The sequence below is a fragment of the Nonomuraea terrae genome (assembly GCF_004348995.1).
Classification (GTDB): Bacteria; Actinomycetota; Actinomycetes; order Streptosporangiales; family Streptosporangiaceae; genus Nonomuraea; species Nonomuraea terrae.
In genome coordinates, this window is the sequence record NZ_SMKQ01000101.1 from 16,908 (window position 1) to 29,415 (window position 12,508).

Below are 12,508 nucleotides of genomic sequence, written 5' to 3' on the forward strand. Positions count from 1 at the left end.
TGTCTTTTGTCTGATCAAAAAGCGTAAGTGTGGGGAATGCGCGTCATCACCTTCGAAGAGCCAGGCCATGTCCGCGTCGGCCTGGAGGCGCCCGCCGATCTCGTGCCGGGCTCCGTGCGAGTACGCACGCTCTACTCAGGAGTCTCAGCGGGCACCGAACTCACTGCCTACCGCGGTACCAATCCCTATCTCAGTCGCAAGTGGGACACCGAGCGCCGGCTCTTCGTCGAAGGACAGACGCATGCGTATCCGCTGGCCGGTTGGGGCTACCAGGAGGTCGGCGAGGTGGTGGAGGCCGCGCCCGACGTGGCAGACCCGCCGCTCGGCTGCCTGGTGTGGGGCATCTGGGGCCACCGCGCCGAGGCCGTCCTGCCCGCCGACAGGCTCGTCGGCCACGTGCTGCCGGCCGGCGTCGACCCGATCACCGGCGTCCTCGCCCGGGTCGGGGCCATCGCGCTCAACGCCGTCCACGCCGCCGACGTGCACCTCGGCGACCAGGTCGCCGTCTTCGGCCAGGGCGTCATCGGGCTGCTCGCCACCCGCCTGGCCGTGCTGAGCGGGGCCGGCGTGGTCGCCGCCGACGCCATCTCCGACCGGCTGGAGCTGGCCAGGAGGTTCGGCGCCGCCGAGACGTTCGACGTGCGCGCGGGCTCGGTCGCCGAGTTCATGCGCAAGCGTGTCGAGGGCGCCGACACCGTGATCGAGCTCAGCGGCAGCAACCTCGGCCTGCACGAGGCCATCAGGACCGTCCGCAAGGGGGGCCGGGTCGTCGCCGCCGGGTTCTACCAGGGCGACAGCGTCGGGCTGCGGCTGGGCGAGGAGTTCCACCACAACCAGGTCCAGCTCGTCTCCTCCCAGATCGGCGGCGTCGCCTCCTGGCTGTCGCACCGATGGGACGTCGAACGCCTGCAGCGCACCTTCATGGAGCTCGTGTACCGCGGCGAGATCGACGCACGGGCGCTCGTGAGCCACGTCATGCCCGTGGACCAAGCCGCCGAGGCCTTCGATCTGCTCGACAAGCACCAGTCCGAGGTGCTCCAGCTCGTCTTCGAATTCAAGGAGTGACATGAAGCTCGCCGTACAGGAGCAGCTTCTTCCTGGCCGCACGCTGCAGGAGAAGTTCGCGTTCGCGGTGGACGCCGGATTCGACGCCATCGAGTTGCGCGGCAAGGGCGATTTCCACTTCGCGGGCCGCCTGACCGAGCTCAAGCGAGCCCTGGCCGACGGTGTCGTCATGCCCACGGTCTGCGTGGACATGCCGCACTTCATCGGCGACTTCGACCCGGCCAAGCGCAAGGACGCGATCCAGCAGCTCCGCTCGCAGCTCACGGTGATCGCCGAGCTGGGCGGCATCGGGGTCATGACGCCGGCGTCGTGGGGTCAGTTCTCCCGGCGGCTGCCGCCGTTCGAGCCGCCGCGCAGCCCGGAGGAGGACCGCGAGGTGCTGGCCGAGGCGCTCGGCGTCCTGGGCGAGCACGCGCAGCGCAACGGCGTCCTCATCATGCTGGAGCCCCTCAACCGCTACGAGAACCACATGGTCAACACGCTGGCCGAGGCCGTCTCCTACTGCGCGATGGACTCCATCAGGGTCGTCGGCGACACGTACCACATGAACATCGAGGAGGACGACCCCTGCCGGTCGCTGATCGAGGCCGCCCCCTACATCGCCCACATGCAGATCAGCGAGTCGAACAGGAACCAGCCCGGCACCGGCCACATCGACTGGGGCGCGCAGCTGGCCACGCTCGACGCTGTCGGCTATGACGGCTACCTCGCTCTCGAGTGCCGCCTGCGCGGGGAGCCCGAGATCGTTCTCCCCCAAACCGCTGCCTTCGTGAGGAAATTCCTATGATCCTCCGCGACGCCGTGCGCGTTCTGGTGAGCAACTGGGACGGCAGTTACACGGTCCCCTCCCGTCGCCTCTATCCGCACCAGTGGAGCTGGGACTCCGCCTTCATCGCGATCGGCAACGCCCGCCTGTCCCCGCGACGGGCCAGGACGGAGCTGCTGTCGTTGTTCGGCGCCCAGTGGCAGGACGGCAGGGTGCCGCACATCGTGTTCAACCCGAAGGTGCCGGAGGCGGCCTACTTCCCGGGGCCCCGCTTCTGGGAAGTACACGCCCCCTCCGGGTCGGCGACCTCCGGCATCGTCCAGCCGCCCGTGCACGCCCTGGCCGTGTGGAAGACGTACCTGGCCGAGCCCGACGCGGCGTTCCTGCGCCGGATCTACCCCCGGCTGGTGGCGCAGCAGGAGTTCCTGCGCGCGGCCCGGCGCTCCGCGAAGGGGCTGATCTCGATCGTGCACCCCTGGGAGTCGGGCATGGACAACAGCCCGGCCTGGGACGAGCCGCTGCGGGCCGTGGAGCCGGGAAACACCGGGTTCGTCCGCAAGGACCTCGACAGCGTCAGCGCCGAGGAGCGGCCCACCGACCGCGACTACGAGCGCTACGTCACCCTCGCCCTCGCCTACCGTGACTCCGGCTACCGTGTGAACGGGCAGTTCCAGGTCGAGGACCCGCTGTTCAACGCCGCGTACGGGCTGGCCGAGCACATCCTCGCGCTGATCGCGCGCGAGCTCGGGCTCGACCCCGGGCCGCACGAGCGCGAGGCCGAGGCGACGACCGAGGCGATGGTCGACCACCTCTTCGACGGCGCGCTCTTCCAGCCCCGCGACGTGCGCACCGGCCGGCTGATCAGCTCCGCCAGCGCAGCCGGGCTGACCCCGCTGCTGCTGCCCGACCTGCCCGGCAAGGTGGCCGACGCGCTGATCGACACCGCTCTCGACCGCTTCGCGCTCAAGGACGGCGTGCTGCCCAGCTACTCACCGTCCGCGCCGGGGTTCGACGTGGCCCGCTACTGGCGCGGCCCGAGCTGGATCAACCTCGACTGGCTCGTCTGGCAGGGGCTCAAGGACCGCCGCCCCGACCTGGCCGGACCGCTGGCCAGGGGCATGCTCTGCGCCGCGGCCCGCTCGGGGTTGCGCGAGTACTTCGACCCGTTCACCCTGAGCGGCCACGGCAGCCGCGACTTCAGCTGGTCAGCCGCCCTCGTCCTCGACGTCGTCGCAGAGAACGGCCTGAACGGTGTGCCGGCGGCCGGCCGCCAGATCGGCCATGAGCTGCGGTGCTTCGGCGAAGCGGGCGACGTCAGTGATCACGTGCCGGCGTAGCAGCCGGCCGCGCTCCCTGAGCAGCGCGATCGTCTCGTGCGAGAGGCGCTCACGGTCCCACGCGTGCGCGAGGCCGCGCGGCACCCGGCCGATCTGGGCGCAGCGCACGGTCAGCCCGTTGTGGTGGAACTCCTCGCCGAGCCGCACCTCCTCGGCTCCCTGGGTGTAGAAGGCCAGGTCGACCAGCGTGCCCTGGGGGCGCAGCAGGCGCAGGCCGAGCGCCAGCGCCCGGCACTGCCCGCGGCACTGGAACACCACGTCGGCGCCGTGGTCATTGGGGCCGTGGCGCCAGCGGCGCTTCAGCTCGACGGCGGTCTCCGGGTCGGCGGCCAGCACGTTGGCGCCGAGGGCTTCGGCGATGGCGAGCCGTTCGGGGGTCTCGTCCACGACGACGACCTCGGCCGCGCCCGCGGAGATCGCGAACATGGCCGTCAGCAGGCCGACCACGCCGGCGCCCACGACCGCGACACGCCGCCCGCGTACGCCGTCGCCCAGGCCCTGCACGGCCGGGCCGCACAGGTCGTGGGCGGCGTGCAGCAGGCCGTTGGCGCAGATCGGGCCCATGTGGGCGACGTAGATGCCGAGCATGGGGTCGAGATCGTCCGGCAGCTCCACGAACCGATCGGCCATCGGGTCGGCCACGTACGCCGTGCGGTGCCCGTAGCACATGGCGACCAGCGCGCCCTCGGACACCGCCCGCGTCCGCGTCTCGACGACCAGGCCGACCTGCATGTAGCCGATGCCGCGCACCGGATAGGACACCGACGGCGTGCCCTCCAGGAACAGCCCGAGCGCCGGGTCCCAGGAGGCCCCGAGGTAGGGGTTGGTGCCCTTGACATAGGTCAGCTCGGTTCCGGCCGAGATGCCGCTGTGGGTGGTGGCCACCATGAACCCGCCGTCGGGCAGGTCGGGCAGCTTCTCCTCGACCAGGCGGACCTCGCCCGGCGCCTCGATGCTCAGCGTTTCGGCGAGCGCGTCACTCATCCAGCATCACCGGCCTCCGTTCGGTCGCGGACCGCGCCAGCGCGAGGGCGAGCCGGTGGGTCCTGAGCGCTTCCCGGTACGGTACGCGAACATCGGCCCGCCTGCCCTGTACGGCGTTGATGAACTCCCGGTCCACCCGGGTCTTGGCGTTGCCGTCGTCCTCGACGACGCGTTCGCCGTCGATGAGCAGGCGGGTCTCGCTGAGCTCCAGCGCGATGCCGTCGGCGCAGACCTCCAGCCCCACCCGGTGCTTGTGGGAGAGCAGGCAGGCGGTCGCCAGCAGGCCGGAGGCGCCGCCACGGAAACGCATGACCGCCGACGTGGCGCGGTCGACCTCGCCGTCCACGGTGTTCTCCGTCGGCACCGCGTGCACCATGGACACCTCGCCCACCAGCAGCCGCGCCAGGTCGAGCACGTGGACGGCCTGCTCGACGATCTGGCCGCCGGACATGCCGGGATCGAGCCACCAGCCGACGGGCGGCACCTTGTCGAGCCAGTGGCCGAGCGCGAGGCGTACCGGACGGCCGTCGAGCAGGTCATGGGCCTGCTGGAGAATGTCCAGGTAACGCCAATGATGGCCTACTGCGGATGGCAGAGATCTCCGTTCTATTTCGGCTGCGATGTTTTCCGCTGTTTGCAGGTCCAGCGAAAGGGGTTTTTCCACGAACATCGGTAGATCGCACGACAGAACATCTAGTTCCGGGTTACCGTGCGCGAAAGGAGGGACACAGACGTAGACAGCATCGAGACCGCCGGCACTGAGCAGGTCGGCATGGCCGCCATAGGCGGGGGCGCCGTGCTTCGAGGCCAGAGCCTCGGCCTTGTGGGGATCCGTGTCGGCTATTCCAGCGATCGTGACATCGGGGAAGCCGGACAGGACGTCTGCGTGGCGGGCGGCGACATTTCCGGCACCTACGATGCCGACTCGGGTCATTGATGACACAACCCGGCATATGCCACGTCTAGCGAGTATCAAACAAACATGTTCGTTCGCCTTCTCGGCGGGCAGAAAGCCGTGACCTCATGAGATCGGGGCTGACTGCATGGAATCTGATCTGCGAGCCATCACCAGGGTTCAGGAATGGTACGGCCCGCACTCGAGCACCGCGGCCGAATGGCCGCTCGACGCGTTAATCATGGCCAAGGGCGACACCACCGTGAGTGTGGTGCTGCCCGCCCGCGACGAACAGGAAACCGTGGGTGACATCGTCAACGTGATCCGCCGTGACCTGGTCGAACGCATGCCACTCGTGGACGAGATCCTCGTCGTCGACTCCAACTCCACCGACGCGACCGCCGAACGCGCGAGACAGGCGGGCGCCCGGGTGGTGGCGCAGAACCAGGTGCTCTCCCACCTGGCGCCGCTGAGCGGGAAGGGTGAGGCGCTGTGGAAGGGGCTGGCCGCCTCACACGGGGACATCGTCGTCTTCGTGGACGCCGACCTGCGCAGCTTCGGCGCCCACTACGTGTCGGGCCTGGTGGGGCCGCTGCTGGTGGATCCCGGCACCCACTTCGTCAAGGCCACCTACGAACGGCCGTACACCGGCGCGGACGGCGTCGTCCAGCCGGGCGGCGGCGGCCGCGTGACCGAGCTGGTGGCCCGGCCGCTGATCAACCTGTTCTGGCCGGAGCTGGCCGGCTTCGCCCAGCCGCTCGGCGGCGAGTACGCCGCCCGCCGGAAGGTGCTCGAACGGGTCCCCTTCGTCACCGAGTACGGCGTGGAGTTCGGCCTCCTCGTCGACCTGCTCCAGCTCGTCGGGCTGGACGCGATGGCCCAGGTGGACCTGGGACGCCGTACGCACACGCATCAGTCGATGTCCGCGCTCGGCCGGATGGCCGGGCAGATCATGCTCACCGCCTGGTCCCGCCTGGAACGCCAGGGCCGCGTGGTGGCGTCGGAACGTCCGGCGCACACGCTGCTGCAGTTCGGGCTGGACGGACAGGCCGACCTTGTCGACGTGGCCGTGGCCGAGCGACCACCGCTCGCCTCCCTCGTACTGGAGGAGGATGTGGCATGAAAGTCCTGGTGAACGCGGGCCCCTGGCTCGCGGTCCCGCCCGCCGGCTACGGCGGGATCGAGAACGTGGTGGCCACCCTGGTGCCCGCCCTGCGCGAACGCGGCGTCCACGTGGTGCTGGCCTCGGTCGGCGCCAGCTCCCTCGAGGTGGACGAGCTCATCGGCGTCTTCGACGACGGACAGTTCACCGAGCTGCAGAAACCGTACAACCAGGTCATGGGCATCACACATGCGCACCAGGCACGGGTGATCGCCGAGCTGCGCTCGCGCGACGACATCGACCTCGTCCACGACCACGTGGAAGTGGTCGGCCCGGCGGTGCTGTCGGCGCTGGCCGGGCCGCCCGTCCTGCACACCCTCCACTGGGACCTGCGCAAACATCCGGCCTTCTACGGGGCGTTTCCCCCGGCGATCGCGGTCAACGGCGTCTCGGAGTCGCAGCTCGCCCGCGCCCCCGGCTCGTTGCGGGAGGCCGCGCTCGGCGCCGTCCACCTGGCCACCCCGCTCGCCGACCGCGACCTGCGGGCCGAGCGGGGGGAGCACATGGTGGTGATGGGACGCATCTGCGGGCTCAAGGGCCAGCACGTGGCCGCCAGGATCTGCCAGAAGCTGGGCCAGCCGCTGGTGCTCGCGGGCCCGGTGAGCGGCCGCAACACCCCGGCCGAGCTGGACGTGGTGGCCCAGAACCCCTACCACCCCCTGCACAGCCACCCCGACGTGCGCTACCACCTCGACCAGGTCTCTCCCTATCTCGACGGCGACCTGGTCAGGTGGGTGGGCGCGGTCGGCGGGGAGGAACGCGACCGCCTGTACGCCTCCTCCCGCGCCGCGCTCTTCCCCATCCAGTGGGACGAGCCCGGCGGCACCGCCGTGGTGGAGGCCCTGGCGCTCGGGGTGCCGCCGGTGGGCCTGCGCCGCGGCTGCCTGCCGGAGCTGATCGACCACGGCCGCACCGGCTTCCTGGCCGACAGCGAGGAGGAGCTGGCGGAGTGGGTGCTGCGGGTGGACGAGATCGACCCGGAGGAGTGCCGCAGGGAGGCCCGCCGCCGCTTCTCTCCGTCGGTGATGGCCGACCGCTACCTGGAGCTGTACGAGCAGGTCGCGTCAGGCCGGTGAGACGGCCTCGGCCGGGCGGGTGCGCATGGCCTGCCGGGCCGGGACGGCGGTGGCGGCCAGAGCCAGGACCGCCGCCGCCGCGACCACCAGCCCGTACGCCACCGGCGGCACGTACGGCGTGGCCGAGCCCGTCATGCCCGCGCCGAAGGCCGCCAGCGTCACGATCGCGACGGCCGTGCCGGCGACGGCGCCGGTCAGCACGGCGCAGAGCGTCTCCAGCGCGAGCATGCGCCTGACCTGCCGCCGGGTGGCCCCCGCCAGCCGCAGCACGGCCAGCTCGCGCGCCCGCCCCGAGGTGGCCATGGCCAGCGTGTTGACCACGGCGATCGCGGTGAACGCGATGACCAGCCCGAGCGCCACGAACGTGACCTGCGGGTTCGCCGCGGCCACCGCCATGGCCTGGGCCCGCTCCAGCACGACCGCGCCGGGCACCGCCCGCGCCAGGGCGTCCCTGGTCAGGGTGGGCGCCGAGACCAGAAGAGTGCCGGAGGGGTCGTCCACATGGCCGGCGACCAGCTCGTACGGGAGCGTGACGTCGCCGAAGCCGAGACCGCGGGTGTAGACGGCGGCCACGGTGAGCGCGGCGGGGGTGCCGTCGCCGAGCGTGAGCCGCACCCGGTCGCCCGGCCCGAGTCCGAGGTGGCCGGCCGCGGTGCGGCTGAGCGCGACCGAGCCCGCGCCGAAGCCGTCCATCGAGCCGCCGGCCACGCCCAGGTCCAGCGTGCGCGGGTCGTAGGCGACGGCCTGGGCGGCGTACTTGTCCAGGCCGACCCGGATCGACGTGCGCAGCACCGGCGTGGCCGCCGCCACCCCCGGCACCCGCCCGACCTGCTCGGCCCGCGCGCCCGTCAGGACGTAACCGGCGCGGGTGCCCGCGTCGGTCTGCTCCTGCGCCGCGTGCCCCATCGTGGTCTGGCTGAACAGGATCGTGCAGGTCATCGCCACCATCAGGCTCACCGGCGACGACACCGAGGCCAGCGCGGCGGGCACGGCGCGGACATTGCGCCCGGCCAGGAAACCGCTCGCCCCGGCGGCCCGCAGCGGTACCAGCCGCGCCAGCCTCGCCAGCAGGGGCGCGAGCACGGCCACGGCGATCGTCCAGACGAGTGCCGTCAGCATGGTGACCGGCGTGGCCGCGGCCTCGGTGTCCAGGCCCGACAGGACCAGCGTGAGCACCGTGCCGCCCGCCAGCAGCACGGCCCCGGCGATCAGGCGCCCCCACGGCACCCGCGCGGCGCCGAGCGCGGCCTCGCCGAGTGCCTCGACGGGGCGGATCCTGGCCAGGCGGCGGGCCGAGACGCGGGCCGCGACCCACGCCGCGCCGACCGTGGCGAGCAGCGCCGCCAGTGGCGGGAACGGGCTCACCACCGCGCCCAGGTTCGCCGGGGTCGCGCCGAGCGCCGTGAACACCGCGTGCAGCGCCAGCCCCAGCCCGATGCCCGCCGCCGCGCCCGGCACCCCGGCCAGCGCGCCCACCAGCAGCGCCTCGCCGCCGACGAGTCGGCGGATTTGCCGCGGCGTGGCCGCCACGGCGCGCAGCAGTGCCAGCTCGCGCTGACGCTGCCCGATCGACAACGCGAACGTGCCGACGACGACGAGGATGCCGACCAGCAGCGAGGTGCCGGCGAGGGCGCCGCCCATGCTGATCAGTTTCACCCGGGCCTGCTCGGCGTCCAGGAACTCCAGCCTGCCGCGTTCGTCGCCGGTGTGGAGCACCGCGCCCTCGGGAGCCCGGGCGAGGCCGGGGAAGACGCCCGCGGCGCTGACCATGCCGGGCCGGCCGGCCAGCCGGCGCGCCTCGGCGGTGGCGAAGAACACGGTGTCCTGGCTGGGCAGCGCCTGCGCGGTGACGCCCACGACGCGGTAGCCGCGCAGGTCCGCTCCCACGTCGAGCCCGGCTCGGGCGTCGACCACCACCTCGCCGCGCCCTCGCGGCGCGCGTCCCTCCGCGAGGGTGAACGGGGTGAGCGCCGCCGACTCCCACCCGTGCCCGGTGTACGACCCGAACGGGAACGTCACCTCGGTCACCACCTTCGTGACGCCGGGCGTGCGCTCCAGGCGCACGGCGACCTCCTCGGGCAGCCAGGCGCGCTCCGACAGCGGCTTGGCCTTGGTCTTCGTCTCGCCGTCGCCCTTGTCGACGGTCTCGCGGACGTACTGGTCGGCGGCCACGATCGCGGGCGCGCCGGCGTACCGTTCGGGCGCGACCGTGCCGCGCAGGCCGGTCTCCAGGAGCATCAGGCAGGCGCACACCAGCGCGGCGGCGCACGACAGCGCCACGAACGCCCCGGCGAACGCGCCCTTGCGGTGGCGCAGCGTCTTCAGCGCGAAGGCGATCACGTCCACGCCCCCAGCCTGGTCATCCGCTCGGCGACCTTCTCGGGCGTCGGGCCGGTCATCGCGTCCACGATGCGGCCGTCGGCCAGGAACAACACCGTGTCGGCGTACGCGGCGGCCAGCGGGTCGTGCGTCACCATGACCACGCTCTGGCCCATGCTCTGGACGACCTCGCGCAGCAGGCGCAGCACGTCGCGGGCGGTCATCGTGTCGAGGGCGCCGGTCGGCTCGTCGCCGAAGACCACCTCGGGGCGGGTCACGAGCGCCCTGGCGATGGCGACCCGCTGCTGCTGGCCGCCCGACAACTGCGCGGGACGATGCCCGGCGCGGCCCTCCAGCCCGACCCTGCGCAGGATCTCCTCCAGCCGGCCGCGGTCCACCCGCGCGCCGGCCAGGCGGAGGGGGAGGGTGACGTTCTCCACCACGTCGAGCGCGGGCACCAGGTTGAACGCCTGGAACACGAAGCCGACCCGCTTCCTGCGCAGTTCGGTGAGCTCGTCCTCGCCCATGCCCGACAACTTCGTGCCGCCCAGGCGCACCGAGCCGGACGACGGCACGTCCAGCCCCGCCGCGCAGTGCAGGAACGTGCTCTTGCCCGACCCGGAGGGCCCCATCACGGCGGTGAAGGACCCGCGCGGGATTCCCACCGACACCTCGCGCAGGGCGGCGACCGCGCCCTGGCCCTTCCCGTACACCTTGCTCACCGCGTCCAACCGCACGACATCCATGCGGTAAAGCCTGCCGACCAGCGCGTACGCGGCCCAGAGAGGCGGTCACCCGTCACTCATGACGTCGTCATGATCCGGACACTGATAGACATGTCTGCGTGATTCGCGTACTTCTGGCCGAGGATCAGGCCGTCATCCGGGGCGCCCTGGCGGCGCTGCTCGGCCTGGAGCCCGACCTGGAGGTCGTGGCCGCCGTGGACTCCGGCGCCGCCGCGGTCGCCTCCGCCACCGTGGAACGGCCCGACGTCGCCGTGCTCGACATCGACATGCCGGGGGAGCTGGACGGCCTCGACGCCGCCGCCCGGATCGGGGAGCGCGTCCCCTCGTGCCGGACGCTCATGCTCACCGGGCACGGCAAGCCGGCGCACCTGAAGCGGGCGCTGGCGGCCCAGGTGGGCGGGTTCATGCTGAAGACCGCGCCGCCCGAGGAGCTGGTGGCCGCGATCCGCACGGTCGTGCGCGGCGAGCGGGTGCTCGACCCGTCCCTCGCCGTCACGGCCTGGAACCTGGCCGACAACCCGCTCACCCCGCGCGAGGCCGACGTGCTACGGCTGGTCGCCGGAGGCGCGGACGCCCCCGACATCGCCGCCCGGCTGCATCTGACGGCCGGCACCGTGCGCAACTACCTGACGACCATCGTCGCCAAGCTCGACGCCCGCAACCGCACCGACGCCGTCCGCATCGCCACCGAGTCGGGCTGGATCTAGCCCGTACGGCGCCATGGCGTCGAGCGTGAACCAGCCGTCCTCGACGCCGGTCGTCAGCCGGCCGTCCAGGGCGGCCAGGCGGGTGGTCAGGTTGCCCAGCCCCGACGAGCCGCGGCGCGGCCCGGCGTCGCGCGCGCCGTCGTTGCCGACCAGCAGCCGCACCCGCCCGCCGTCGGCGGACGTCGCGATCGCGCAGCGGCGGGCGGCGCTGTGGCGCAGGACGTTCGTCACCGCCTCGCGCAGCACGGCGCTGAGCACGGTCTCGACGTCGGCAGGGAGCGGCGGGTGTGCCAGGTCGGCGGTGACCTCCACGCGGGCCGCCCGCAGGACGGACGCCGCCGACTCCGCCTCCGCCGTGAGTGACAGGTCGCGCTGCTCGCCCGAGACCGAACGCAGGTCGTGCCGGGCACGCTCGGCCATCTCCAGCACCTCGGCCAGCTCGGCCCGCGACCGCTCCGGCGGCAGGCGGCGGGCCAGCTCGCACTTGAGCAGGATCGCGGCCAGGCTGTGGCCGAGCAGGTCGTGCAGGTCCCTGGCGGCGCGCAGGCGCTCCTCGACCACGGCCGAGCGGGCGAGGTGCTCCCTGGCGGCGCGCAGCTCGTCGGCGATCTGGGCCAGGCGCAGCAGGCTGTAGACCACCAGGCCGGTGACCAGCGTGCTCACTGTGACGTTCGCCCACTGGGCCGGCGGCAGCCCGTACAGCGCGGCGCTCGCGCCCGTGGCCGCCACGATCGCGGCGACCAGCGGCCAGGCCGTCCGGGGCCGGAACGCCAGCAGCACCGGGCCCGCCAGGAACCCGGTCACGCCCAGCCAGATCGGGCCGAACACCGGCACCGGTGCGAAGGCCAGCACGGCCATCACGGCCAGCGCGGCCATGTGACGGCCGTTGACCGACCTGAGCTGCATGACCACGATCACGGCCAGGATCGCGACGGCGGGGGCGAGCAGCGCCGCCGGCACCTGCAGCAGCGCCTTGAGGCTGAAGCCGACCAGCACGGCGGCCAGCAGCAGCACCGACACGTCGGCGGGCTCGCGCTCCGCCGGCCCGCGCTGCGGCGCGGGCAACGCGGCCTCGACCGTGTGCCGCCCCTGCTCCGACAGGCCGCCCGACAGCCGCCCGCCCGCCGCCCGCACCTGCGGGACGAGCCCGGCCAGGGCGTCGTCCTCGGCGGTACGGCGACCGTCGTCGGTTACCCGCAGGCGTACCTCGCCGCCCTCCTCGGAGGTTTCCACCAGGCACGTACGGGCGGCGCCGCGGCGTACGACGTCGGTGACGGCCTCGCGCAACACGGTGGCGAGCAGCGCGCCCGCGGGCCCGAGCGGTTCGGTGTGCCCCGACCGCACCTCGACCTCCACCCCGGCGGCCGCCAACAGGCCACGGGCCGTGGTCAGCTCCGGCGTCAACGACATCGCCCGATACCCCGCCGCCGCCGCCCGCGCCGCGCCCAAGG

General features: G+C 72.7%; 9 protein-coding genes and 2 pseudogenes. 6 read left to right on the forward strand and 5 right to left on the reverse strand.

Going from position 1 to position 12,508, the window contains the following annotated elements:
- Positions 1-36 precede the first annotated feature (36 nt).
- From E1286_RS27320 to E1286_RS52155, 3 genes and pseudogenes are all read left to right on the forward strand, one after another.
- A complete protein-coding gene (locus E1286_RS27320; protein WP_132616866.1) occupies positions 37-1,065 on the forward strand; it encodes a zinc-binding dehydrogenase in 1,029 nt (342 codons plus the stop codon).
- A gap of 1 nt (position 1,066) precedes the next feature.
- Positions 1,067-1,852, forward strand: a complete 786-nt coding sequence (locus tag E1286_RS27325; protein ID WP_132616868.1) for a sugar phosphate isomerase/epimerase family protein — start codon at positions 1,067-1,069, stop codon at positions 1,850-1,852.
- Positions 1,849-3,027: pseudogene (locus E1286_RS52155) on the forward strand (MGH1-like glycoside hydrolase domain-containing protein); the annotation flags it as partial. The gene E1286_RS27325 and the pseudogene E1286_RS52155, both read left to right, overlap by 4 nt.
- Before the next feature lie 9 nt (positions 3,028-3,036).
- On the opposite strand, the gene E1286_RS27335 reads toward E1286_RS52155, so the two are convergent.
- A complete protein-coding gene (locus E1286_RS27335; RefSeq protein ID WP_132616870.1) occupies positions 3,037-4,152 on the reverse strand; it encodes a zinc-binding dehydrogenase in 1,116 nt (371 codons plus the stop codon).
- A complete protein-coding gene (locus tag E1286_RS27340) occupies positions 4,145-5,086 on the reverse strand; it encodes a Gfo/Idh/MocA family protein (RefSeq protein WP_132616872.1) in 942 nt (313 codons plus the stop codon). Before E1286_RS27340 ends, E1286_RS27335 begins: the two co-directional genes overlap by 8 nt.
- A 109-nt stretch (positions 5,087-5,195) precedes the next feature.
- On the opposite strand from E1286_RS27340, the gene E1286_RS27345 reads away from it, so the two are divergent.
- Positions 5,196-6,170 carry a glucosyl-3-phosphoglycerate synthase gene (locus E1286_RS27345; RefSeq protein WP_132616874.1) on the forward strand — a complete coding sequence of 325 codons (975 nt, stop codon included), beginning with the start codon at positions 5,196-5,198 and terminating at the stop codon, positions 6,168-6,170.
- Positions 6,167-7,285, forward strand: coding sequence for a glycosyltransferase (locus E1286_RS27350; RefSeq protein WP_132616876.1), 1,119 nt, complete (start codon positions 6,167-6,169; stop codon positions 7,283-7,285). The genes E1286_RS27345 and E1286_RS27350 overlap by 4 nt, the downstream gene beginning before the upstream one ends.
- On the opposite strand, the gene E1286_RS27355 is transcribed toward E1286_RS27350, so the two are convergent.
- Together E1286_RS27355 and E1286_RS27360 are read right to left on the reverse strand one after the other, a co-directional pair.
- A complete protein-coding gene (locus tag E1286_RS27355; RefSeq protein ID WP_132616878.1) occupies positions 7,274-9,631 on the reverse strand; it encodes an FtsX-like permease family protein in 2,358 nt (785 codons plus the stop codon). The genes E1286_RS27350 and E1286_RS27355 overlap by 12 nt on opposite strands.
- Entirely contained in the window at positions 9,622-10,350 is a 729-nt protein-coding gene (locus E1286_RS27360; protein WP_132616880.1) for an ABC transporter ATP-binding protein, read from the reverse strand. Before E1286_RS27360 ends, E1286_RS27355 begins: the two co-directional genes overlap by 10 nt.
- A 98-nt stretch (positions 10,351-10,448) precedes the next feature.
- Here E1286_RS27360 and E1286_RS27365 point away from each other — a divergent pair, with 98 nt between their 5' ends.
- On the forward strand, positions 10,449-11,057 hold the full coding sequence (locus E1286_RS27365; protein ID WP_132616882.1) for a response regulator transcription factor: 609 nt from the start codon (positions 10,449-10,451) through the stop codon (positions 11,055-11,057).
- 429 nt (positions 11,058-11,486) lie between these two features.
- On the opposite strand, the pseudogene E1286_RS51770 reads toward E1286_RS27365, so the two are convergent.
- Positions 11,487-12,467 (reverse strand): annotated as a pseudogene (locus tag E1286_RS51770) (histidine kinase); the annotation flags it as partial.
- Between the last annotated feature and the right edge of the window lie 41 nt (positions 12,468-12,508).

Coding starts and splice junctions, on each gene's coding strand:
- E1286_RS27325 (WP_132616868.1), top strand. CDS start 1,067: ATGAAGCTCGCCGTACAGGAGCAGCTTCTTCCTGGCCGCACGCTGCAG.
- E1286_RS27320 (WP_132616866.1), top strand. CDS start 37: ATGCGCGTCATCACCTTCGAAGAGCCAGGCCATGTCCGCGTCGGCCTG.
- E1286_RS27340 (WP_132616872.1), bottom strand. CDS start 5,086: ATGACCCGAGTCGGCATCGTAGGTGCCGGAAATGTCGCCGCCCGCCAC.
- E1286_RS27350 (WP_132616876.1), top strand. CDS start 6,167: ATGAAAGTCCTGGTGAACGCGGGCCCCTGGCTCGCGGTCCCGCCCGCC.
- E1286_RS27335 (WP_132616870.1), bottom strand. CDS start 4,152: ATGAGTGACGCGCTCGCCGAAACGCTGAGCATCGAGGCGCCGGGCGAG.
- E1286_RS27345 (WP_132616874.1), top strand. CDS start 5,196: ATGGAATCTGATCTGCGAGCCATCACCAGGGTTCAGGAATGGTACGGC.
- E1286_RS27360 (WP_132616880.1), bottom strand. CDS start 10,350: ATGGATGTCGTGCGGTTGGACGCGGTGAGCAAGGTGTACGGGAAGGGC.